Origin of the sequence: Klebsiella sp. CN_Kp091 (assembly GCF_040065095.1) — a bacterium.
Classification (GTDB): domain Bacteria; phylum Pseudomonadota; class Gammaproteobacteria; order Enterobacterales; family Enterobacteriaceae; genus Klebsiella; species Klebsiella aerogenes.
The window spans coordinates 205,344-227,261 of sequence record NZ_JBEAIO010000003.1 but is presented as its reverse complement, the minus strand read 5'-3'; the positions used below and the strand labels follow the sequence as shown (position 1 = coordinate 227,261).

Genomic DNA, 21,918 nt, shown 5'->3' with positions numbered 1-21,918 from the left:
TTTGTCCTATTTTGCTCACCATAGCTTCGAAACAACGGTTTACGAATCCCAGCAGGAGACATTATGAACGTTATGCGTACCACCGTCGCAACAGTTGTCGCCGCGACCTTATCGATGAGCGCTTTCTCTGCTTTCGCAGCAGCAAGCCTGACTGGCGCAGGTGCAACTTTCCCTGCTCCGGTGTATGCCAAATGGGCTGATACCTATCAGAAAGAAACGGGCAATAAAGTTAACTACCAGGGTATCGGTTCCTCTGGCGGCGTTAAACAGATTATTGCCAACACCGTGGATTTTGGTGCTTCTGATGCTCCTCTGGCTGATGACAAACTGGCGCAGGAAGGCCTGTTCCAGTTCCCGACCGTTATCGGTGGCGTGGTGCTGGCGGTTAACCTGCCGGGCGTTAAATCCGGCGAGCTGGTGCTCGATGGTAAAACCCTTGGCGACATCTATCTGGGCAAAATCAAAAAATGGGATGACGAAGCGATCGCTAAACTCAACCCTGGCCTGAAGCTGCCGGCTCAGAACATCGCCGTGGTTCGCCGCGCGGATGGTTCCGGTACTTCTTTCGTCTTCACCAGCTATCTGGCGAAAGTGAACGAAGAGTGGAAATCTAAAATTGGCGCAGGCTCTACCGTAAACTGGCCGACCGGTCTGGGCGGTAAAGGCAACGACGGTATCGCGGCCTTCGTTCAGCGTCTGCCGGGCGCTATCGGCTATGTCGAGTATGCTTACGCTAAGCAGAATAACCTGGCCTACACCAAACTGCTGTCCGCTGACGGCAAGCCGGTCAGCCCGACGGAAGATAACTTCGCTAATGCGGCGAAAGGTATCGACTGGAGCAAGTCCTTCGCTCAGGACCTGACTAACCAGAAAGGTGAAAATGCATGGCCGATCACCTCAACCACTTTCATCCTCGTCCACAAGGCCTCCAATAAGCCGGAGAATACCGCGGAAGTGCTGAAGTTCTTCGACTGGGCATATAAAAACGGCGGCAAAGAAGCGAATGCGCTGGATTACGCCAGCCTGCCGGATAGCGTGGTTGAGCAGGTACGCGCCGCATGGAAAACCAACGTGAAAGACAGCAGCGGTAAAGCGCTGTACTAATACCCGCGGAATGTCGAGCTGCCGGCGAGCTTCCTGCAGCTCGAATTATTTCGGGTATAGCATTACCTTTGCCCGTAAGCTCAGTAAAATGCTGGGTTTTTGGGCCCGAACTTAAAGAGTAACCTATGGCTGCAACCAAGCCGGCATTCAACCCTCCGGGGAAAAAGGGTGACATGATCTTCAGCGCGCTGGTAAAACTGGCTGCGCTGATTGTGCTATTGATGCTGGGTGGCATCATCGTCTCCCTCATCATCTCTTCATGGCCAAGTATTCAGAAATTTGGCTTTTCCTTTTTGTGGACCAAAGAGTGGGATGCGCCGAATGAGATCTTCGGTGCGCTGGTACCGATTTACGGGACCCTGGTTACCTCAATTATCGCGTTGTTGATCGCCGTTCCGGTGAGCTTCGGCATCGCGCTGTTCCTGACTGAACTCTCCCCAGCCTGGCTAAAACGCCCGCTGGGTATTGCTATTGAGCTGCTGGCGGCGATCCCGAGTATCGTATACGGCATGTGGGGCCTGTTTATTTTCGCCCCGCTGTTTGCGACTTACTTCCAGGAACCAGTCGGCAACGTCCTTTCGACGATCCCCTTTGTCGGCGCGCTGTTTGCCGGCCCGGCATTCGGTATTGGCATCCTGGCGGCCGGCGTCATTCTGGCCATCATGATCATTCCTTATATCGCCGCCGTAATGCGCGATGTCTTCGAGCAGACTCCGGTGATGATGAAAGAGTCCGCATATGGGATTGGCTGCACCACGTGGGAGGTGATTTGGCGCATCGTGCTGCCGTTCACCAAAAACGGGGTGATCGGCGGCGTCATGCTCGGCCTGGGGCGCGCGCTGGGTGAAACCATGGCCGTCACCTTTATCATCGGTAACACCTATCAGCTAGACAGCGCTTCGTTGTATATGCCGGGCAACAGTATTACCTCGGCGCTGGCCAATGAATTCGCGGAAGCGGAAAGCGGCCTGCACGTAGCGGCGCTGATGGAACTGGGTCTGATCCTGTTCGTTATCACCTTTATCGTTCTGGCCGCGTCGAAGTTCATGATTATGCGTCTCGCTAAGAACGAGGGGGCTCGCTAATGGCAACGATCGAATTGCAAACCACCGCTGAACTGGCGGAATCCCGTCGCAAGATGCAGGCTAAACGCCGCCTGAAGAACCGCATTGCCCTGACCCTGTCGATGGCAACTATGGCGTTTGGTCTCTTCTGGCTTATCTGGATCCTGATGTCGACCATCACGCGTGGCATCGACGGCATGAGTCTGGCGCTGTTTACCGAAATGACGCCGCCGCCGAATACCGCGGGCGGCGGTCTGGCGAATGCCCTGGCGGGCAGCGGCCTGCTGATCCTGTGGGCGACCGTTTTTGGTACGCCGCTTGGCATCATGGCCGGTATCTATCTGGCGGAGTACGGCAGAAAGTCGGTACTGGCGGAAATCATCCGCTTTATCAACGATATTCTGCTTTCCGCGCCATCTATCGTCGTGGGGCTGTTCGTCTACACCATCGTAGTGGCGCAGATGCAGCACTTCTCCGGCTGGGCGGGCGTTATCGCGCTGGCGCTGCTGCAGGTGCCAATCGTGATTCGTACCACTGAAAACATGCTGAAACTGGTGCCGGATAGCCTGCGTGAAGCAGCCTATGCGCTGGGGACGCCGAAGTGGAAGATGATTTCCGCGATCACCCTTAAGGCGTCGGTATCCGGCATTATGACCGGTATCCTGCTGGCCATTGCCCGTATCGCCGGGGAGACGGCGCCGCTGCTGTTCACCGCGCTCTCCAACCAGTTCTGGAGCACCGATATGATGCAGCCGATCGCCAACCTGCCGGTGACCATTTTTAAATTTGCCATGAGTCCGTTCGCGGAATGGCAGCAACTGGCTTGGGCCGGGGTATTGATTATCACCCTGTGCGTCTTGCTGCTGAATATTCTGGCGCGCGTTGTCTTCGCGAAGAAGAAACACGGTTAATTTTTGCGGCGCGGCCTAAGCGGCGCCGAATGAGGAAGAGATTGAGATGAGTATGGTGAACGCGAATCCGGGTAAAATTTCAGTTCGTGACCTGAACTTCTACTACGGCAAATTCCATGCCCTGAAGAACATCAACCTGGATATTGCTAAGAACCAGGTGACGGCGTTTATCGGCCCGTCAGGCTGCGGTAAATCCACTCTGCTGCGTACGTTCAACAAGATGTTTGAGCTGTACCCGGAGCAGCGTGCGGAAGGCGAAATTCTGCTGGATGGCGACAATATTCTCACCAATACCCAGGATATCGCCCTGCTGCGCGCGAAAGTAGGGATGGTATTCCAGAAGCCGACGCCGTTCCCGATGTCCATCTACGACAACATCGCCTTCGGCGTGCGCCTGTTTGAGAAGCTGTCGCGCGCCGATATGGACGAGCGCGTGCAGTGGGCGTTGACCAAAGCCGCATTATGGAATGAAACCAAAGATAAACTGCACCAGAGCGGGTATTCTCTCTCCGGTGGTCAGCAGCAGCGTCTGTGTATTGCCCGCGGTATCGCGATTCGCCCGGAAGTGCTGCTACTCGATGAACCTTGCTCAGCGCTGGATCCCATCTCCACCGGGCGTATTGAGGAGCTTATCACCGAGCTGAAGCAGGATTACACCGTCGTTATCGTTACCCACAACATGCAGCAGGCTGCGCGTTGTTCCGACCATACGGCATTTATGTATCTTGGCGAGCTGATTGAATTCAGCAACACGGACGATCTGTTTACCAAGCCCGCTAAGAAGCAAACTGAAGATTATATTACTGGCCGCTACGGTTGATTGCCCTTCTGCTTTCAGGTGCTAACCCGATGGGCAATCAGGAGACATCATGGATAACTTAAATCTTAATAAACATATTTCCGGCCAGTTCAACGCAGAGCTGGAGTACATTCGCACCCAGGTGATGACCATGGGTGGGCTGGTGGAGCAGCAGCTTTCTGATGCGATCACCGCGATGCATAATCAGGACAGCGATCTGGCGAAGCGCGTAATCGACGGCGACAAGCAGGTCAATATGATGGAAGTGGCGATCGACGAGGCCTGTGTGCGCATCATCGCTAAACGTCAGCCGACCGCCAGCGACCTGCGGCTGGTGATGGCGATCATCAAGACTATCGCCGAGCTGGAACGTATTGGCGACGTGGCGGATAAAATCTGCCGCACCGCGCTGGAGAAGTTTTCCCAGCAGCACCAGCCGCTGCTGGTGAGCCTGGAGTCGCTGGGCCGCCATACCGTGCAGATGCTGCATGATGTACTGGATGCCTTTGCGCGTATGGATCTCGATGAAGCGGTACGTATCTATCGTGAAGACAAGAAAGTCGACCAGGAGTATGAAGGCATCGTGCGTCAACTGATGACCTATATGATGGAAGATTCACGTACCATTCCGAGCGTCCTGACCGCGCTGTTCTGCGCGCGCTCCATCGAACGTATCGGCGATCGCTGCCAGAATATCTGCGAATATATTTTCTACTTCGTTAAAGGCCAGGATTTCCGTCACGTAGGCGGCGACGAACTGGATAAGCTGCTCGCGGGTAAAGATCCGAAAGAGTAAAGATCACGATGGTTGATTCTGGTAAAGGAAATTATCAGAATCAACTATGATTTTGCGCATAGCAGACATATTGCTGCGATTATCGTCACAATTAATACTCTGACTATTTGAGTTTTAAATTTTCTCGCGTAACAATCCCTCTCACTGACTGAGCGCTGAAGCTCAGATGGTTAAAATGGATTGTTACTGCGACAGCAGGCAAAACCTGATATTGCTCCAGGCGGCGATGTCAGGTTTTTTTGTTTTAGACGCTGAATGGTTTGCTGATAAGGGTTGTTACCGCGATGAGCGGGCAAAACCTGAAGAGGATTATCTGTTAATGCAGATGGTCTCCTTCAGGTTTTTTTTGCCACTTATTCGGCATGAAAATAAAAGCTGCAGTTACGTGGAATGGTATTAATGCAGTTTATTAAAAACATAACGCCATTTATTAATTACGTGTTTCATTTACGCCAATGCTTATATAAGGGATTATTATGATTAGAAGAAATATGATCGCTTCGGCGATGGTTTTGCTGGCGCCGCTTTCTTATTCAACAAATCTTATTGCCGGGCAACTTACGGTTGAACAACGGCTGGAGCTTCTGGAAAAAGCGCTTCAGGACACACAAAAAGAACTCAAGAAATATCAGGATCAGGAGAAAAAAAGGAACCAGGTCTGGGCCGCCTGGTCGCAACCGGTAAATAGCCAGAAGAGCCGGAGCGCGGAAGCGCCCACGGCGACCAAAGCGGACGCTAAGCCGGATGCGGTGCTGGTCAAAAATGAACAATCCGAGCAGGGCGGTGAGCCTGCCTATAGCGCCATGACGCTGAAAGATTTTAGCAAATTCGTGAAAGATGAAATTGGCTTTAGCTATAACGGCTATTACCGTTCTGGCTGGGGAACTGCCTCGCACGGCTCGCCAAAATCGTGGGCCATCGGCTCGCTTGGCCGTTTGGGTAACGAGTATTCCGGCTGGTTTGATTTACAGCTTAAACAGCGCGTTTTTCAGGAAGGCGATAAACGTGTGGACGCCATCGTGATGCTCGATGGCAACGTGGGTCAGCAATATTCTACCGGCTGGTTTGGTGACAATGCCGGCGGCGAAAACTACCTTCAGTTCTCGGATATGTACGTCAACACCAAAGGCTTTCTACCGTTTGCCCCGGAAGCGGATTTCTGGGTCGGTAAGCACGGCGCGCCGAAAATCGAGATCCAGATGCTGGACTGGAAAACGCAAAGAACCGATGCGGCAGCTGGCGTAGGGCTTGAAAACTGGAAGGTGGGCGCCGGTAAATTTGATATCGCGCTGGTGCGCGAAGACATCGATGACTACGACCGCTCTTTGACCAATAAGCAGCAAATTAATACCAATACCCTGGATGTACGTTACAAAGATATTCCGCTGTGGGATAAAGCCTCGCTGATGGTGAGCGGGCGCTATGTCGCTGCGAATCAGAGTTCATCAGAGAAATATAAAGAGGGGAATGAAGGTTACTATCAATGGAAAGATACCTGGATGGTGGGAACTTCGTTAACGCAGAAATTTGATAACGGCGGCTTTAACGAATTCTCATTATTACTGGCGAACAACTCCATCGCCAGCAGCTTCTCGCGCTATGCCGGATCGAGCCCGTATACCACCAATAATGGGCGCTATTATGGCGATCATACCAACGGCACCGCCGTACGCTTAACCTCACAGGGGGAAACCTATCTGCGCGATGATGTCATTATGGCTAATGCGATCGTTTATTCATTTGGTAATGACGTTTATAGCTATGAAACCGGCGCCCATTCAGATTTTGAATCTATTCGCGCCGTGGTTCGTCCGGCATATATCTGGAATAAATATAATCAGACCGGCGTTGAGCTGGGATACTTCAAACAGCAGAACAAAGATGTGACGGGTAAGAAATATAACGAATCCGGTTATAAGACCACCTTATTCCATACCTTCAAAGTAAATACCAGTATGCTGACCTCGCGCCCGGAAATCCGTTTTTATGCGACTTATATTAAAGCCGAAGATATCGATCTGGATAAGGCTGCTAACAATACCACCGCGGTTTTTGAAGATGGCAAGAACGACCAATTCGCCCTCGGCGCGCAGGCCGAAATTTGGTGGTAAGGCCGCAAGCGCCTGCTAATAAAAACGTAAAAAGGAATCAAAATGAAACGACATGCAATTTACTTCGCCCTGGCGCTGGCTGGCGCCACATTTACGGCGCACGCCGCACCGCTGCCGACGATGCCTGATGCCGCTATTCCTGTCAGCCAATATATTACTCAGGTGAATACGGATAACAGCGTGACTTTCCGGTTATTTGCCCCCGATGCCAGGCGCGTTTCCGTCGTCACGGGGTCGACGCCGGATACCTTTGTCTCTCATGACATGACCAAAGACACCCAGGGCGTATGGACGTGGAAAAGCGATCGCCTGGCCGCCAATCTTTATGAGTACTACTTCGATGTGGACGGTTTTCGTTCCGTCGATACCGGTAGCCGCTACCAGAAACCGCAGCGCCAGGTGAATACCAGCCTGATCCTGGTGCCCGGCAGCATTCTTGACGATCGGGCAGTCCCGCACGGCGATCTGCGTACCGTCACCTACCATTCGACGGCGCTTAAGTCAGAACGCCGCGTCTATGTCTGGACGCCGCCGGGTTATAACGGCAGCGGCGAACCGTTGCCGGTGCTCTACTTCTACCACGGTTTTGGCGATAGCGGTCTGTCGGCCATCGACCAGGGACGCATCCCGCAAATGATGGATAACCTGCTGGCGGAGGGCAAAATCAAGCCGATGCTGGTGGTGGTGCCGGATACCGAAACCGATATTCCACAAGCGATCGCGGAAAACTTCCCGCCGCAGGAGCGGCGTAAAAATTTCTATCCACTCAATGCGAAAGCCGCAGACAACGAATTAATGCACGACATCATTCCGCTGATCGATTCCCGATTTAGCGTGCGTAAAGATGCCGACGGCCGGGCGCTGGCGGGGTTGTCGCAGGGCGGTTATCAGGCGCTGGTGTCCGGGATGAACCATCTTGAGAGCTTCGGGTGGCTTGCCACCTTTAGCGGGGTTACGACAACCACGGTTCCCGATGCTGGCGTGGAGGCGCAGTTGAATAATCCTGACGCCATCAATAAGCAACTGCGTAACTTTACGCTGGTGGTTGGCGAAAAAGACGCCGTCACTGGCAAAGATATTGCCGGCCTGAAAAGCGAACTGGAAAAGCAGAAGATCAAATTTGATTACCACTCTTATCCCGGCCTGAATCATGAAATGGACGTCTGGCGTCCGGCCTATGCCGAGTTTGTGCAAAAGCTCTTTAAATAACCGTCAGGAGGCATGGCGCCCCCTGTCTCAACCAGTAAAGGAAGATGAGATGAAATTGATTGTGACGGATGATTATGAAGAGATGAGCCTGGTCGCCTGCCATCATCTTTTAGGCTATATCACGATGCCGCGACGGATGAATCTGGCGGTGACGGCGGGGAGTACGCCAAAGCGCATGTATGAGCATTTGACCGCCGCCATCAAAGGTAAATCATTCTATGATCGGGTTCACTATTACAACTTTGATGAGATACCTTTTCGCGGCCAGCAGCGTGAAGGGGTGACGATTTCCAACCTGCGCCAGCTGTTTTTTACCCCAGCGCAGATCAAAGAAGAGAATATTCACAAATTGACGCTGGAGAACGCGGCTCAACACGATCGCCGCCTCGAAGAGGCCGGCGGTCTTGACCTGGTCGTGCTGGGGCTGGGCGCCGACGGTCATTTTTGCGGCAACCTGCCGAACACCACACGTTTTCATGATGAGACGGTTGAAGTACCGATTCATGGGGATCTGGTTGGCATTGTCGCGAATGGTGAGATGGGGGGCGATTTCAACGTGGTGCCGGATAGCTATGTCACCATGGGGCCGAAAAGCGTGATGGCGGCAAAAAACCTGCTGCTGATTGTCAGCGGCGCGGCGAAGGCGCAAGCGCTAAAGCAGGTGGTGGAGGGCCCGGTCAGCGAACAGGTGCCGGCCTCTGTGCTCAAGTTGCACCCTTCGTTAGTGATTATTGCGGATAAAGCGGCAGCGGCGGAATTGCAGCACTAAAAAGCCGCTGGCCAGCGGGGCTACCGTTGTGACCAACCGTAGCCCGGCCGAGCGTAGCTACGCCGGGTCTTAACGAGTAATATCCCAGCCACGCGCTCTCCACAATGCCGGCAGCTCAGCTAAATCGGTAAAGGTCGTTACTTTTGGATGATTGATCGGTTGGTTGTGCGGGTCGGCGCAGAAGTAAAAGACTTCCATACCCGCGGCGATCCCTGATTGGGCTCCCGCGCTGGAATCATCGACCAGAATACAGTTTTCGACTTGTACCTGCATGGCCTCTGCCGCATGGAACATCAGCGCCGGGTCGGGTTTCCAGCGCTGAATGTCGTAACCGCTGTACAGCCGGTCTGGGAAGTGGTGCAGCATCTGCGTTCTACCGAGCGAATGCTGCATTTTACTGACCGGGCCATTCGACACCACGCACATGGGGATCTTCACCGCGTCCAGCAGCGCAGCGGCGCCGGGAATGATCTCCAGCTCGCTATCGAACAGACGGGCGACTTCGGCGCGATACACCGGCTCCAGAGTCTCTTTCTGCAGGTTAACGCCATATTCAGCGTTGATGGTGTCGATAATCTCGTACAGCTTAACGCCCTTGAAGCGCTTAAAAATTTCGGCTAAATCCAGCGTAATACCGAATTCCTGAAACATGTGAACATAGGCGCGTGAGCAAATCACCTCGCTATCGACCAGCGTGCCGTCACAATCGAAAAATACTGCTTGTGGTTGGGTCATACTTTTTCCAGTTTAACAAGTTTAACGTTTTCGTAATGCTCAATGCCGCGACGCAATCGTTGCCGTATAAGCAAAATAAATGAAAAAAATTACCATACAACCGCGCCTGGTGCCGTAATTTGGTATAGGATAGCCTCGAATTTTCCCTCCTTTACGTTCGGAAACCGATAATGAGTCAACAACCAACCAGCCAGTCTTCTGGCCAGGGTCTGCTGGAGCGCGTATTTAAACTGCGCGAGCACGGCACCACGGTGCGCACTGAAGCGATCGCCGGTTTCACCACGTTCCTGACGATGGTCTACATCGTCTTCGTGAACCCACAAATTCTTGGCGTGGCGGGTATGGATACCAGCGCTGTCTTTGTGACCACCTGTCTGATCGCGGCCTTCGGCAGCATCCTGATGGGGCTGTTCGCGAATCTGCCGGTGGCGCTGGCGCCAGCGATGGGTCTGAATGCCTTCTTTGCCTTCGTGGTGGTTCAGGCGATGGGCCTGCCGTGGCAGGTGGGAATGGGCGCGATTTTCTGGGGCGCCGTCGGCCTGCTGCTGCTGACCCTCTTCCGCGTTCGCTACTGGATGATTGCCAATATCCCGGTGAGCCTGCGCGTCGGTATCACCAGCGGTATCGGGCTGTTTATCGGCATGATGGGCCTGAAGAACGCTGGCGTTATCGTGGCGAACCAGGACACGTTGGTCAGCATTGGCAACCTGACTTCCCATAGCGTGCTGCTGGGCGTTCTCGGGTTCTTTATTATCGCTATCCTGGCATCGCGTAATATTCATGCCGCCGTTCTGGTCTCTATCGTCGTTACCACCCTGTTGGGCTGGATGCTCGGCGATGTGCACTACACCGGTATCGTCTCCGCGCCGCCGAGCGTAACCTCGGTTGTGGGTCAGGTCGATCTGGCCGGTTCGCTGAACCTTGGCCTGGCGGGCGTGATCTTCTCGTTCATGCTGGTTAACCTGTTCGACTCCTCCGGCACCCTGATTGGCGTCACCGATAAAGCCGGGCTGGCGGATGCGCAGGGTAAATTCCCGCGCATGAAGCAGGCGCTGTTTGTCGATAGCGTGTCGTCCGTCGCCGGCTCCTTTATTGGCACCTCTTCGGTTACGGCCTATATCGAATCCTCCTCCGGTGTTTCCGTTGGCGGGCGTACCGGCCTGACCGCCGTTGTCGTGGGTATCCTGTTCCTGCTGGTCATCTTCCTGTCGCCGCTGGCGGGGATGGTTCCGGCCTATGCTGCCGCCGGGGCGCTGATTTACGTTGGCGTGCTGATGACCTCAAGTCTGGCGCGCGTGAAGTGGGATGACCTGACGGAAGCGGTACCGGCGTTTATCACCGCGGTGATGATGCCGTTCAGCTTCTCGATTACCGAAGGTATCGCCCTGGGCTTTATTTCCTACTGCGTGATGAAGATTGGTACCGGCCGTCTGCGTGAACTCAGCCCGTGCGTGATTATCGTTTCGCTGCTGTTCGTGCTGAAAATTGTCTTTATCGATGCGCATTGATCCGCACACATGATGAGAAAGCCCGGCATCGCTGCCGGGCTTTTTTTATGCTTTAACCCGCTGAATATAATCGCCAAAGGCGGTCAATTGGCCGCGCAGATGGTCCAGCGTGCTCTGATCGACCACTTCCCCTGCCTGCGGATCGACTTTGTTCTGAATCACGCCGCCCATAAACTCCGGCTTGTTCATCACCATCGCATCGAGGAAGACCAGAATCTGGCGCAGATGATACTGACAACGCGCCCCGCCGATAGCGCCCATTGAGCTGGTCTGGATCAGCACCGGCTTACCGGCCAGCGGCTGTTCCGGCAGACGTGAGAGCCAGTCGATGGCGTTCTTCAGGCCGCCGGGTACCGAGTAGTTGTATTCCGGGGTAACGATCACCACGCCGTCCGCTTCGCGGATTTGTTTCGCGATCTCCTGCACGCTCTGCGGGAACCCCTCTTCCTGTTGGATATCGGCATCGTACAGCGGGATATCGCCGATCGACGGCAGCGCGGAGATTTCCATGCCCGCAGGCGCAATGCCTGGCAGCGTACGCGCAACCATGGCATTAAAAGAACCTTTGCGCAGACTTCCGAGTAACGTAACAACTTTCAACGTATCAGACATGAGTGCTCCTTTGCATCATGATGGCCGGCTAAACCGGTCAGTTGAGGGAGAATACTTTTTCTACCGGTAAGCTGGTAAAGCGCATCAGGCGCGCGTCAGTCTCTTTGGCGCGTGTTTGCGCATCAGGCAGGCAGCGCCAGCCCTCTTTACTATCGAATTCCCAGACCTTCAGCGGCCCGATATTCGGGGTGACGGCAATTGACCACACCAGCAGCGTTTCGGCATCACAGATGGCTTCAATCGATTGGGTGCCAGCGGTACGCAGGCGACCAGACCCCGGCAGCAGTTGTACTCGTACCGGGGCTTCACCGGTGAGCTTCAGCACGCTGCGGCGCAGCGCGACCAGTTGGGCGCGGGCTTCATCCGGATCGTGCTGGATGTTAATCCATAAATTCTCATTGCTATTGAAGACATAGCGATCGGCGGCATGTAGCGGATGGACGCCACGCGAGGCGTGCTGCAGTTCCATATCGAGACCGCAGTCACCTTCGGTCGTTAGCGCTACGCCGACGATATTCCCGGCATAAGAGATGGAAAAGCGGGGAAGGTGGGGATCGCGAAATACGGGCCGTCCATTGGGTTCGCTGATGATTTCCGGCAGCTCGCCGATACCATAAAGCATGAAAAGCAGTTCAGCGAGCAGCGAACGCGAGGCGCGATAGCGGCTCTGTCGGTATTCGGGTAGGTTACGTGCGGATTGATGACATGCCGCCGACAAACGCGTCGATAGCGGCTCCCTGGTGTTGAGTATCCCTCTTGCAAAATGCGTTGCCATTCGTCGCTCCGTGATTAATGGTCAGAGATAAAAATTGTGAATGATATTATCGCTCACAATGAGCAGGTTTTAATGCGGAAATTCTTCCTTGAGAAGGGATAATGTCTGACTTTTACAATTTCTTGCGCAACAACGTGAGGATGATGGGCAAATTCCCTACAGCGTATTGGAATAGAGTTGTTTAAGGGTCTCTCTGAGCCATACGATCTTTGGATTATAGCTATTACGCTTATGCCACAGCAGGGTGAACGGCACGCGCATTTTTTCCAGTAGCTGCGGCTCCAGCGGCAGCGGGCGCGATACCAGCGGCAGATGGTGTTGCTGATTATAGTGCTGACAATAGCGCGGCGCGGTGGCTATCATGGTGTGATTCGGCTGCGCCGCCATAAACAATGACTGTTCAAAGCCGGGTAAGGTTAGCGCGACGGTGCGCTTGTAGCCCAGATCATGTAACACATCATCCAGCGCCCAGGTATCGCTCTGTTCCCAGCAGATGTTGATGTGCGGATAGCGCAGGAATGTTTCCAGATTCCACTCTTCATTAAGCGCCGGATGATCGGCGCGCAGCCACACCTGCGGCAGGTCGCTAAACAGGACATCAAAATCGATATACCACGGCAGCAGGCTCAACTGTTCGCGCGAACGCGGATGGGTTTCCCGGCCGCAAAAACCGATATCAACCTCGCCGCGAATAATGGCATCCAGCGAGTCGTAATCCCAGTTGCGTAAACGGATCAGCGCCTGTGGATAACGTTGATAAATTTGCTGGGAGAGGGTGTTGAACAGGATCATCAGCAGCGGCGATTCCGCCGCCAGCTCGAACTTCAGGCCGCTTGGCATGGTATGGTGCGGTTTATCGAGGATCTGATTGCCCATCTGCATCCAGTCAGCAAGATCCTGCTCCATGCTGCTCATTAACGGCGTTGGCGCCAGCCCTAGTGGGGTTTTAACAAATAGCGGATCGTCAAACCAGGCGCGTAGCTTGGCCAGTGATTTACTCACCGCCGACGGCGAAACGTTCATCCGTTTCGCCGTGCGGGTGACGCTGCGCTCCTGGGTCAGAAGCTGCAGACATAGCAGTAAGTTAAGATCGAGACTCGACAGGGATTTCTTCATTATCTTGCGTCGCGCGCGCCGGCGAGACGACCAGTATCAGAACAATACTGACTATGCTACAGGCAATGAGTATCCCGATCAGCATATTCATGGCGCTCAGCCCGATGATAGCCGCCAGCCAAATCCACAGCGAAGAACCACAGACCTGAGCGATGCCGAGAGCGGAGCTGGCGACGCCCGCCCGCAACGTGAAAGGCCCCAACGCCTGGCTCATCGCGACGCCAAAGCCAACCGAGAAACCCGCGCAGATCATGCCTAATCCCAGCATGGTGATGGGCTGGCTGGCGGCGAGGCTCAATACCACGCCAGCGACAAGGAACAACGTCTGCGAGGTCAGCATCAGGGTGCGCGGTTTAAACAGCGTCAGGGCAAACGGCGTGGAGAACGACACGGCCATGCTGACCATTGCCATCAGCGCCATCGCCATTGAATAAGTTCCGCGGTCGAAACCCATTTCTTCCATCATCAGTACCGGTGAGACGTTTACGTAGGTCAGAATTGCGGTGACGCTGAGAGTCGTAATGACTATACGGCTGAGGAAAAAACGGTTTAGCAGCGACTCTGCGGCGCCATTGTGCTGTGCGCCTGCCTGAAAATGCGTTGCCGGGCGCGTCTCGCGCAGGATAAACACCGACAATAATCCCACCATTATCCCCATGCCTGTCATGGTGTAGAACAGGCTCTGCCACGGATATTTCAACATGATCAGATGGCCAAGTACCGGCGCGAGGACGGGAATAATGCAGGTAATGCCATTAAGCAGCGACAGTACCTTGGCGCGGCGGCGCTCGTCCAGCGTATCGCGCAGAACGGCAAAGGCGACGACGTAGCAGCTTCCCGCGCCGATCCCCTGGATAAAGCGGCCGATCAGGAAATGCGTGCTGTTATGCGCCTGCGAGCACAGTAGCGAGGCCAGTATGAAGGTGATGGCGCCGAAAATCGCGACCGGTTTACGCCCGGATTTATCCGCCGCGCGCCCGGCAAAAAGCATCGCGGTAGCCATGCCGGCTAAATAGACCGAGAAGGCGATATGCAGCTGCGCCTCGCTGGCGCCAAGATCCTGGGCGATACGCGGTAGGCCGACCAGATACATATCAATGCCGGATGGATAGAGCAGTACCAATGCGAAACTGCAGATAAGAAAGCGTGCCATAGGACCCTCGCAATAAGAATGGCGTACAGCATAGTGGCTAGCGCCAGGGAGTACGAGTTGCCATTTGGACAACACTCTTTTCCTGAAAGGAAAAACGGGTTATTGCCTCACAGAGTTGATGTGATTAAGGCAATCAAATAAAAAAAACCGCCATAACAGAACGTTATGGCGGGTTAGTAGATGCTTACCAGTAACGCTTATTTACCGATACAGAAACTGGAGAAGATGCGGCCCAGCAGGTCGTCAGAGGTAAATTCGCCGGTGATTTCGCTTAATGCCTGTTGCGACAGACGCAGCTCCTCCGCCAGCAGCTCCCCGGCCCACGCGCCCAGCAGCTGGGCCTTGCCCTGCTGCAGATGGTTCGCCGCCGCTTCCAGCGCCTGCAGGTGGCGACGACGGGCGAGGAAACCGCCTTCCATGTTGGTATCGAAGCCCATGCTCTGCTTAAGGTGGTTGCGTAGCACCTCGACCCCTTCACCGGTACGCGCCGACAGGCGGATCAGTGAGTGGCCATTTACTTCGCTGAGCCCCAGCGCTTCGCCGGTGACGTCGGCTTTATTACGCACCACGGTAATCGGCAGCTTAGCCGGCAGGCGCTCGATAAAGTCCGGCCAGATCTCCGCCGGGTCAACGGCGCTGGTGGTGGTGCCGTCGACCATAAACAGCACCCGATCCGCCTGCTCGATCTCCTGCCAGGCGCGTTCGATGCCGATGCGCTCCACTTCATCGCTGGCGTCACGCAGGCCTGCGGTATCGATGATATGCAGCGGCATACCGTCGATATGAATATGCTCGCGCAGTACGTCGCGGGTGGTGCCGGCGATATCGGTGACGATCGCCGCTTCACGGCCGGCCAGCGCGTTGAGCAGGCTGGATTTACCGGCGTTAGGCCGTCCGGCGATCACCACTTTCATCCCTTCACGCAGCAGGCTGCCCTGACGGGCTTCGGCGCGGACGGCGTCGAGATCGGCGATCACGTCGTTCAGTTGGGCTTCAATTTTACCGTCGGAGAGGAAATCAATTTCTTCATCCGGGAAATCAATCGCCGCTTCCACGTAGATGCGCAGGTGAGTGAGCGCTTCCACAAGATGGTTCACACGCGCGGAGAAGGCCCCTTGCAAGGAGTTCAACGCCGAACGGGCCGCCTGCTCTGAGCTGGCGTCGATAAGGTCGGCGATGGCCTCTGCCTGCGCCAGGTCGAGCTTGTCGTTGAGGAACGCGCGCTCGGAAAACTCGCCCGGATTGGCGATGCGAACGCCGGGCAACGTCAGAATACGTTTGAGCAGCAGATCCAGAATGACCGGGCCGCCGTGGCCCTGCAGTTCGAGGACATCTTCGCCGGTAAAGGAGTTGGGTCCCGGGAACCACAGCGCAATCCCCTGGTCCAGCGGCGTACCGTCGGCGTCTTTGAACGGCAGATAGTCGGCATAGCGCGGCTTCGGCAGCTTGCCGAGTACCGCCTGCGCGACGTCGCGCGCCTTAAGGCCGGAGATACGCAGGATGCCCACACCCCCGCGTCCCGGAGGGGTTGCCTGGGCGACGATAGTGTCGTTATGGCTCATGATATGTCTCTTCAAATCGCAATAAAAAAAGGCGGTCATTCGACCGCCTTTTGATTGTAGGCCTGATAAGCGTTAGCGCCATCAGGCAACCCGGCGCGCATTGCCGGATGGCGGCTTCGCCTTATCCGGCCTACACCGAATCAGGATTTTTTCTTCTCGCGGCTATGCAGGCCACGCTTCTCCAGACCACGGTAAATCAGCTGCTGCTGAATAATGGTTACCAGGTTGCTGACGATGTAGTACACCACCAGACCAGACGGGAACCACAGGAAGAACACCGTGAAGATGACCGGCATAAAGGTCATGATCTTCTGCTGCATCGGGTCGGTCACGGTGGTCGGCGACATCTTCTGGATGAAGAACATGGTCGCGCCCATGATGATCGGCAGGATGTAGTACGGGTCTTGCGCGGACAGGTCGTGGATCCACAGGATAAACGGCGCATGACGCAGTTCAACCGAGGCGCTCAGCATGTAGTACAGCGCAAGGAAGATTGGCATCTGAATAATCAGCGGGAAGCAGCCACCCAGCGGGTTAACTTTTTCTGCTTTATACAGCGCCATCATTTCCTGGCTTTGACGTTGTTTATCGTCGCCCAGACGCTCGCGCATTGCCTGAATCTTCGGCTGCAGCATACGCATCTTCGCCATGGAGGTGTACTGCGCTTTAGTCAGCGGGTACATGATGCCACGAACGATAAAGGTGATGACGATAATTGAGAAACCCCAGTTGCCGAGGAAGCCGTGGATGAATTTCAGCAGCTTAAACAGCGGTTGGGAGATGAACCACAACCAGCCGTAGTCGACGGTCAGATCCAGGTGCGGCGCGACGGCAGCCATTTTATCCTGCAGAGCCGGGCCGACCCACAGCACGCTTTCCAGCTTGTCGGTTTGACCTGGCTGCACCAGTACCGGCTGCGATTTGTAGCCGATAGCGACAACGCCATTACCGAGGTTAGCGGTATAGAAGTTGTTGGTGCCGTTGTTATGCGGAACCCACGCGGTGGTGAAGTACTGCTGCAACATCGCCACCCAACCGTCTTTAGTGCTGACGTTCAGGTTTTCGTTGTCGACGATAGTATCGAATTTATATTTTTCGTATTTCGAATCAGCAGTGGAGTACGCCGCGCCACGGAAGGTGTGCATGGTAGACAGACCGCCGGTTTGCGTATCGCGGCTCGATGGCAGCGCTGCTGTTTGCTTGAGCTGACCGAAGGAGGAGATCTCCAGCGGTTTTTCGCCGACGTTTTTCACGTTGTAGCCAACGTTCACCGCATAATCACCGCGTTTCAGGGTGAAGGTTTTGGTGAAGACGTTGCCCGCTTTGTCGGTGTAGGTCAGCGGAATAACGATTTCGTTCTGGCCGTCTGCCAGTACATACGCATCTTTATCAGCGTTATACAGCGGACGCGGGCCGTTAGCCGGGTTATCCGGGCCGTCACGACCGGTTAAGCCGCTCTGTGCCTGATAGATAAACTGTGGCGTGGTTTCCAGTAACTGGAACGGTTCAGTAGATTTCAGCGCTTTCGGGTAAGCCGGAAGCAGCGCTTGCTCAACATCACCACCGCTGGTGTTGATGGTCAGATCAAGCACATCAGTTTTAACCGTAATCAGTTTCCCCTGGCCACTGGCCGGTACGCCCTGGTCTGCGGCGCTACCCGCTGCTGTGGTCGTAGTCTGCGTGGTCTGCTGCTGGGTTTGCGGATTTTTGTCCTGCTCCCAGGCTTGCCAGATCATGAAAGACACGAACAACAAAGCGATGATAAGAAGATTGCGTTGCGAATCCATCGTTAGTGTTCTCTGGTATCAAATGGTCCAGGCGGGACGGGGTCGTCACCACCAGGGTGTAAAGGGTGGCATTTTAATACGCGTTTCACCGTCAACCAACTGCCTTTTATCACTCCAAACCTGCGCAATGCCTCAATTCCGTATTGAGAACAGGTTGGCGTGAAACGACAGTGCGGCCCGAGTAGCGGACTAATCAGGCGCTGATAGACCCTGATAAGGCCTATCAGGACCCGCGAGCCAGGCGACAATGGCGGCGCCATAATTTTTCCAACGCTTCCGAGAGAGCACGGTTATCGAGGTCGGCAACCCCTTTCTTTGCCACCACCACGAAATCCATTGGCGGGAGTTCATGTTGACGTAAACGGAAGCTTTCACGCGTCAGACGTTTAATCCGATTGCGTTCATGCGCGCGCTTAACGTTTTTCTTGGCGACGGTAAGACCGATGCGGGGATGCCCCAGCGAATTCAGGCGGCCGAGGATGGTGATTTGCGGCGTGCCAGCCCGTTGTGGCTGCTGGAAGACGAAAGTGAAATGACTGGGAGTTAACAAACGTAACTCCCTGGGAAATGCTAGCTTAACCACGCAGGGTTAGCTTTATTACTTGGAAACGGTCAGACGAGCGCGGCCTTTAGCACGACGACGTGCCAGAACCTGACGACCATTTTTATTAGCCATACGAGCACGGAAGCCGTGAGAACGGTTGCGCTTCAGTACAGACGGTTGAAAAGTGCGTTTCATGGCGATTTCTACCTAAACTTGAATAAATTCACTGACTTTTGCGTAGACCCGAACGAACTTCGAACGACTTACGCCTCAGCGTGGGTGATTAAAGAGGCCGGATTGTAATAATTGTACACTCCGGAGTCAATTCTCTTTCCTTATTTCTCGCACCTTGCCGCACAAAAAATAAGCTGAGACGAGTTGCGAAAACGGGCGTTACGCGCCGGGTGGGGGATTATACGGCCTGGCGGGTAAAGCGCAAGGATCGTAAAGGATCTTTGTTAGATCAATTCTATCCAAAACCGGCATAGCTCATTAATTTTTCCAATATGCGGGCGAAATCGTGCCGCACTCTCGCCAGGATCGATTACACTTACCCGGTTTCGATCCTCCTGTGGATAAATCGGGAAGAATCTGTTGAGAAACACAAGATCTCTTTCTCAGTTTAGGCTATGATCCCCGGTCCCGATCGCGATCCACGGATCCGTCCCGGGTAAAACCGCAAATAGCGGTTCGCACGTCACCCCTTTTGCGCAGGGGCTTTTTCGGCTTATGCAGGGTCTTGCGACGTGTGCCAACAATCACGATTGTTTCAGTTTTTCTTTTATATCGATTTTATGTTCGAGTGGAGTCCGCCGTGTCACTTTCGCTTTGGCAGCAGTGTCTTGCCCGATTGCAGGATGAGTTACCAGCCACAGAATTCAGCATGTGGATCCGCCCATTGCAGGCGGAACTGAGCGATAACACGCTGGCACTGTATGCGCCAAACCGTTTTGTGCTCGATTGGGTAAGGGACAAATACCTTAATAATATCAATGGGCTCCTCAATGACTTTTGTGGCGCGGACGCCCCACAACTGCGCTTTGAAGTGGGCGCGAAGCCTGCGGCGCCGTCCCACCAGGGGACGGCCAACGTCGCCACGGCGATCCCGGCCGCTCAGGTGCAAACCGCGCGCGTCGCGCCTGCTGTCGCCCGTCAGGGCTGGGATAACGTTCCGGCGCCGGCAGAGCCAACCTACCGTTCCAACGTCAACGTCAAGCATACGTTTGATAACTTCGTCGAAGGTAAATCTAACCAGCTGGCACGCGCGGCGGCGCGTCAGGTGGCCGATAACCCTGGCGGCGCGTATAACCCGCTGTTCCTTTATGGCGGCACCGGTCTGGGGAAAACCCACCTGTTACACGCCGTCGGCAACGGCATTGTGGCGCGTAAGCCAAATGCTAAAGTGGTTTATATGCACTCCGAGCGTTTCGTGCAGGACATGGTTAAAGCCCTGCAGAACAACGCCATCGAAGAATTTAAACGCTATTACCGCTCCGTTGACGCCCTGCTGATCGATGATATTCAGTTCTTCGCCAATAAAGAGCGTTCACAGGAAGAGTTCTTCCACACCTTCAACGCCTTGCTGGAAGGTAATCAGCAGATCATCCTCACTTCGGATCGTTATCCAAAAGAGATCAACGGCGTAGAGGATCGTCTGAAATCGCGCTTTGGCTGGGGCCTGACGGTGGCGATCGAGCCGCCTGAACTGGAAACCCGTGTTGCGATCCTGATGAAAAAAGCCGATGAAAACGACATCCGCCTGCCGGGCGAAGTCGCGTTCTTTATCGCCAAGCGTCTGCGTTCGAATGTGCGTGAGCTGGAAGGGGCGCTGAACCGCGTCATTGCTAACGCCAACTTTACCGGCCGGGCTATCACTATTGATTTCGTGCGCGAAGCGCTGCGCGATTTACTGGCGCTGCAGGAAAAATTAGTCACCATCGACAATATTCAAAAGACGGTGGCGGAGTATTACAAGATTAAGGTAGCGGACCTGCTGTCCAAACGCCGCTCCCGTTCGGTGGCGCGCCCACGCCAGATGGCGATGGCGCTGGCCAAAGAGCTGACCAACCACAGCCTGCCGGAAATCGGCGATGCGTTTGGCGGCCGCGACCATACCACCGTGCTGCACGCCTGCCGTAAGATTGAGCAGTTGCGTGAAGAAAGCCACGATATTAAAGAAGATTTTTCCAATTTAATCAGAACATTATCCTCGTGACGCTATGAAATTTACCGTAGAACGTGAACATTTATTAAAACCGCTGCAACAGGTGAGCGGTCCGTTAGGTGGTCGTCCGACGCTGCCGATTCTCGGTAACCTGCTGCTTCAGGTCGCGGACAGCACGCTGTCGCTAACCGGTACCGATCTGGAAATGGAAATGGTCGCGCGCGTGTCGCTGATTCAGCCGCACGAAGCGGGCGCCACCACCGTTCCGGCGCGTAAATTCTTTGATATCTGCCGCGGCCTGCCTGAAGGCGCGGAGATCGCCGTGCAGCTTGAAGGCGACCGTATGCTGGTGCGCTCCGGCCGCAGCCGCTTCTCGCTGTCGACCCTGCCAGCCGCCGATTTCCCGAATCTCGACGACTGGCAGAGCGAAGTGGAATTTACCCTGCCGCAGGCGACGATGAAGCGCCTGATTGAAGCCACCCAGTTTTCGATGGCGCACCAGGACGTTCGTTACTACTTAAACGGCATGCTGTTTGAAACCGAAGGTAGCGAACTGCGCACCGTCGCCACCGACGGCCACCGCCTGGCGGTTTGTTCAATGCCGCTGGAAGAGTCGCTGCCGAACCATTCGGTGATTGTGCCGCGTAAAGGGGTGATTGAGCTGATGCGTATGCTCGACGGCGGCGATACGCCGCTGCGCGTGCAGATCGGCAGCAACAATATCCGCGCTCACGTCGGCGATTTTATCTTCACCTCGAAGCTGGTTGATGGCCGTTTCCCGGACTATCGCCGCGTATTGCCGAAAAACCCGGATAAACACCTTGATGCCGGCTGCGACATTCTCAAGCAGGCTTTCGCCCGCGCGGCAATCCTCTCGAATGAGAAATTCCGCGGCGTGCGGCTGTACGTCAGCGAGAACCAGCTGAAAATCACCGCGAATAACCCGGAACAGGAAGAGGCGGAAGAGATCCTTGACGTGACTTACGCCGGAACGGAGATGGAGATTGGCTTCAACGTTAGCTATGTGCTGGATGTGCTCAATGCGCTGAAATGCGAGAATGTGCGCATACTGCTGACGGATTCCGTATCGAGCGTGCAGATTGAGGATGCGGCTTCACAATCCGCCGCCTATGTCGTCATGCCTATGCGGCTGTAGAAAATATCGGGCTATCTTGCTTGTTATTCTGGCTCCGGGCAGT

The 21,918-nt window shown here is 54.8% G+C and carries 22 protein-coding genes; 12 read left to right on the top strand and 10 right to left on the bottom strand.

Translation table 11 applies throughout. The features are described 5' to 3' along the window. Positions 1 to 63 precede the first annotated feature (63 nt). The 9 genes from pstS to ABLV17_RS03185 all read left to right on the top strand — a co-directional run bounded on the left by pstS (position 64) and on the right by ABLV17_RS03185 (position 8,763). Positions 64 to 1,104: a phosphate ABC transporter substrate-binding protein PstS gene (gene pstS, locus ABLV17_RS03225; RefSeq protein ID WP_015369012.1), complete on the top strand. Its 1,041-nt coding sequence runs from the start codon at positions 64 to 66 to the stop codon at positions 1,102 to 1,104. A gap of 125 nt (positions 1,105 to 1,229) precedes the next feature. After that, positions 1,230 to 2,189, top strand: coding sequence for a phosphate ABC transporter permease PstC (pstC, locus tag ABLV17_RS03220; protein WP_015703914.1), 960 nt, complete (start codon positions 1,230 to 1,232; stop codon positions 2,187 to 2,189). Continuing rightward, on the top strand, positions 2,189 to 3,079 hold the full coding sequence (gene pstA / locus ABLV17_RS03215) for a phosphate ABC transporter permease PstA (RefSeq protein WP_045395998.1): 891 nt from the start codon (positions 2,189 to 2,191) through the stop codon (positions 3,077 to 3,079). The genes pstC and pstA overlap by 1 nt, the downstream gene beginning before the upstream one ends. 46 nt (positions 3,080 to 3,125) lie before the next feature. After that, a complete protein-coding gene (gene pstB / locus ABLV17_RS03210; protein WP_015369015.1) occupies positions 3,126 to 3,899 on the top strand; it encodes a phosphate ABC transporter ATP-binding protein PstB in 774 nt (257 codons plus the stop codon). A 49-nt stretch (positions 3,900 to 3,948) separates the two neighbouring features. Then, positions 3,949 to 4,674, top strand: a complete 726-nt coding sequence (phoU, locus tag ABLV17_RS03205; RefSeq protein ID WP_004145007.1) for a phosphate signaling complex protein PhoU — start codon at positions 3,949 to 3,951, stop codon at positions 4,672 to 4,674. 166 nt (positions 4,675 to 4,840) lie between these two features. Next, a complete protein-coding gene (locus tag ABLV17_RS03200; protein ID WP_308958309.1) occupies positions 4,841 to 5,074 on the top strand; it encodes a hypothetical protein in 234 nt (77 codons plus the stop codon). 76 nt (positions 5,075 to 5,150) lie between these two features. Further along, positions 5,151 to 6,785 carry a carbohydrate porin gene (locus ABLV17_RS03195; protein ID WP_087858866.1) on the top strand — a complete coding sequence of 545 codons (1,635 nt, stop codon included), beginning with the start codon at positions 5,151 to 5,153 and terminating at the stop codon, positions 6,783 to 6,785. A gap of 42 nt (positions 6,786 to 6,827) precedes the next feature. Then, positions 6,828 to 7,994, top strand: coding sequence for an alpha/beta hydrolase-fold protein (locus ABLV17_RS03190; protein WP_308958308.1), 1,167 nt, complete (start codon positions 6,828 to 6,830; stop codon positions 7,992 to 7,994). A 49-nt stretch (positions 7,995 to 8,043) separates the two neighbouring features. After that, complete coding sequence (locus ABLV17_RS03185) at positions 8,044 to 8,763, top strand: glucosamine-6-phosphate deaminase (RefSeq protein WP_308958307.1); 720 nt, start codon at positions 8,044 to 8,046, stop codon at positions 8,761 to 8,763. 69 nt (positions 8,764 to 8,832) lie between these two features. Here ABLV17_RS03185 and yieH read toward each other — a convergent pair whose 3' ends face one another. Next, a complete protein-coding gene (yieH, locus tag ABLV17_RS03180) occupies positions 8,833 to 9,498 on the bottom strand; it encodes a 6-phosphogluconate phosphatase (protein ID WP_308958306.1) in 666 nt (221 codons plus the stop codon). A gap of 170 nt (positions 9,499 to 9,668) precedes the next feature. On the opposite strand from yieH, the gene ABLV17_RS03175 reads away from it, so the two are divergent. After that, a complete protein-coding gene (locus ABLV17_RS03175) occupies positions 9,669 to 11,006 on the top strand; it encodes an NCS2 family permease (RefSeq protein WP_015369021.1) in 1,338 nt (445 codons plus the stop codon). Positions 11,007 to 11,051: 45 nt separating this feature from the next. Here ABLV17_RS03175 and ABLV17_RS03170 read toward each other — a convergent pair whose 3' ends face one another. From ABLV17_RS03170 to rpmH, 9 genes are all read right to left on the bottom strand, one after another. Next, positions 11,052 to 11,618: an NADPH-dependent FMN reductase gene (locus ABLV17_RS03170; protein ID WP_045378124.1), complete on the bottom strand. Its 567-nt coding sequence runs from the start codon at positions 11,616 to 11,618 to the stop codon at positions 11,052 to 11,054. Between the two features lie 37 nt (positions 11,619 to 11,655). Next, entirely contained in the window at positions 11,656 to 12,240 is a 585-nt protein-coding gene (locus ABLV17_RS03165) for a hypothetical protein (protein ID WP_161798780.1), read from the bottom strand. A gap of 309 nt (positions 12,241 to 12,549) precedes the next feature. After that, a complete protein-coding gene (gene yidZ, locus ABLV17_RS03160; RefSeq protein ID WP_047044600.1) occupies positions 12,550 to 13,509 on the bottom strand; it encodes an HTH-type transcriptional regulator YidZ in 960 nt (319 codons plus the stop codon). Continuing rightward, entirely contained in the window at positions 13,478 to 14,662 is a 1,185-nt protein-coding gene (locus ABLV17_RS03155) for an MFS transporter (protein WP_271032426.1), read from the bottom strand. The genes yidZ and ABLV17_RS03155 overlap by 32 nt, the downstream gene beginning before the upstream one ends. 197 nt (positions 14,663 to 14,859) lie before the next feature. Beyond that, complete coding sequence (gene mnmE, locus ABLV17_RS03150; RefSeq protein WP_087858872.1) at positions 14,860 to 16,224, bottom strand: tRNA uridine-5-carboxymethylaminomethyl(34) synthesis GTPase MnmE; 1,365 nt, start codon at positions 16,222 to 16,224, stop codon at positions 14,860 to 14,862. A gap of 140 nt (positions 16,225 to 16,364) precedes the next feature. After that, complete coding sequence (yidC, locus tag ABLV17_RS03145) at positions 16,365 to 18,011, bottom strand: membrane protein insertase YidC (protein WP_015369027.1); 1,647 nt, start codon at positions 18,009 to 18,011, stop codon at positions 16,365 to 16,367. 2 nt (positions 18,012 to 18,013) lie between these two features. Continuing rightward, positions 18,014 to 18,271, bottom strand: coding sequence for a membrane protein insertion efficiency factor YidD (gene yidD, locus ABLV17_RS03140; RefSeq protein ID WP_015703903.1), 258 nt, complete (start codon positions 18,269 to 18,271; stop codon positions 18,014 to 18,016). Beyond that, a complete protein-coding gene (gene rnpA, locus ABLV17_RS03135; protein ID WP_015703902.1) occupies positions 18,235 to 18,594 on the bottom strand; it encodes a ribonuclease P protein component in 360 nt (119 codons plus the stop codon). Before rnpA ends, yidD begins: the two co-directional genes overlap by 37 nt. A 15-nt stretch (positions 18,595 to 18,609) precedes the next feature. After that, positions 18,610 to 18,750, bottom strand: a complete 141-nt coding sequence (gene rpmH, locus ABLV17_RS03130; RefSeq protein WP_015369029.1) for a 50S ribosomal protein L34 — start codon at positions 18,748 to 18,750, stop codon at positions 18,610 to 18,612. A gap of 619 nt (positions 18,751 to 19,369) precedes the next feature. Between rpmH and dnaA the strand changes: the two genes are divergently transcribed. Together dnaA and dnaN are read left to right on the top strand one after the other, a co-directional pair. Beyond that, positions 19,370 to 20,770 (top strand): chromosomal replication initiator protein DnaA, encoded by a 1,401-nt coding sequence (gene dnaA, locus ABLV17_RS03125; protein ID WP_015703901.1) that lies wholly within the window; start codon positions 19,370 to 19,372, stop codon positions 20,768 to 20,770. A gap of 4 nt (positions 20,771 to 20,774) precedes the next feature. Then, a complete protein-coding gene (gene dnaN / locus ABLV17_RS03120; RefSeq protein ID WP_308958541.1) occupies positions 20,775 to 21,875 on the top strand; it encodes a DNA polymerase III subunit beta in 1,101 nt (366 codons plus the stop codon). The last annotated feature ends 43 nt before the right edge of the window (positions 21,876 to 21,918 follow it).

What these genes read in the sequence shown, in the direction of transcription:
- pstS (WP_015369012.1), top strand. Translation starts at nt 64, where the DNA reads ATGAACGTTATGCGTACCACCGTCGCAACAGTTGTCGCCGCGACCTTA.
- pstC (WP_015703914.1), top strand. Translation starts at nt 1,230, where the DNA reads ATGGCTGCAACCAAGCCGGCATTCAACCCTCCGGGGAAAAAGGGTGAC.
- pstA (WP_045395998.1), top strand. Translation starts at nt 2,189, where the DNA reads ATGGCAACGATCGAATTGCAAACCACCGCTGAACTGGCGGAATCCCGT.
- pstB (WP_015369015.1), top strand. Translation starts at nt 3,126, where the DNA reads ATGAGTATGGTGAACGCGAATCCGGGTAAAATTTCAGTTCGTGACCTG.
- phoU (WP_004145007.1), top strand. Translation starts at nt 3,949, where the DNA reads ATGGATAACTTAAATCTTAATAAACATATTTCCGGCCAGTTCAACGCA.
- ABLV17_RS03200 (WP_308958309.1), top strand. Translation starts at nt 4,841, where the DNA reads ATGGTTAAAATGGATTGTTACTGCGACAGCAGGCAAAACCTGATATTG.
- ABLV17_RS03195 (WP_087858866.1), top strand. Translation starts at nt 5,151, where the DNA reads ATGATTAGAAGAAATATGATCGCTTCGGCGATGGTTTTGCTGGCGCCG.
- ABLV17_RS03190 (WP_308958308.1), top strand. Translation starts at nt 6,828, where the DNA reads ATGAAACGACATGCAATTTACTTCGCCCTGGCGCTGGCTGGCGCCACA.
- ABLV17_RS03185 (WP_308958307.1), top strand. Translation starts at nt 8,044, where the DNA reads ATGAAATTGATTGTGACGGATGATTATGAAGAGATGAGCCTGGTCGCC.
- yieH (WP_308958306.1), bottom strand. Translation starts at nt 9,498, where the DNA reads ATGACCCAACCACAAGCAGTATTTTTCGATTGTGACGGCACGCTGGTC.
- ABLV17_RS03175 (WP_015369021.1), top strand. Translation starts at nt 9,669, where the DNA reads ATGAGTCAACAACCAACCAGCCAGTCTTCTGGCCAGGGTCTGCTGGAG.
- ABLV17_RS03170 (WP_045378124.1), bottom strand. Translation starts at nt 11,618, where the DNA reads ATGTCTGATACGTTGAAAGTTGTTACGTTACTCGGAAGTCTGCGCAAA.
- ABLV17_RS03165 (WP_161798780.1), bottom strand. Translation starts at nt 12,240, where the DNA reads ATGCTTTATGGTATCGGCGAGCTGCCGGAAATCATCAGCGAACCCAAT.
- yidZ (WP_047044600.1), bottom strand. Translation starts at nt 13,509, where the DNA reads ATGAAGAAATCCCTGTCGAGTCTCGATCTTAACTTACTGCTATGTCTG.
- ABLV17_RS03155 (WP_271032426.1), bottom strand. Translation starts at nt 14,662, where the DNA reads ATGGCACGCTTTCTTATCTGCAGTTTCGCATTGGTACTGCTCTATCCA.
- mnmE (WP_087858872.1), bottom strand. Translation starts at nt 16,224, where the DNA reads ATGAGCCATAACGACACTATCGTCGCCCAGGCAACCCCTCCGGGACGC.
- yidC (WP_015369027.1), bottom strand. Translation starts at nt 18,011, where the DNA reads ATGGATTCGCAACGCAATCTTCTTATCATCGCTTTGTTGTTCGTGTCT.
- yidD (WP_015703903.1), bottom strand. Translation starts at nt 18,271, where the DNA reads ATGGCGCCGCCATTGTCGCCTGGCTCGCGGGTCCTGATAGGCCTTATC.
- rpmH (WP_015369029.1), bottom strand. Translation starts at nt 18,750, where the DNA reads ATGAAACGCACTTTTCAACCGTCTGTACTGAAGCGCAACCGTTCTCAC.
- dnaN (WP_308958541.1), top strand. Translation starts at nt 20,775, where the DNA reads ATGAAATTTACCGTAGAACGTGAACATTTATTAAAACCGCTGCAACAG.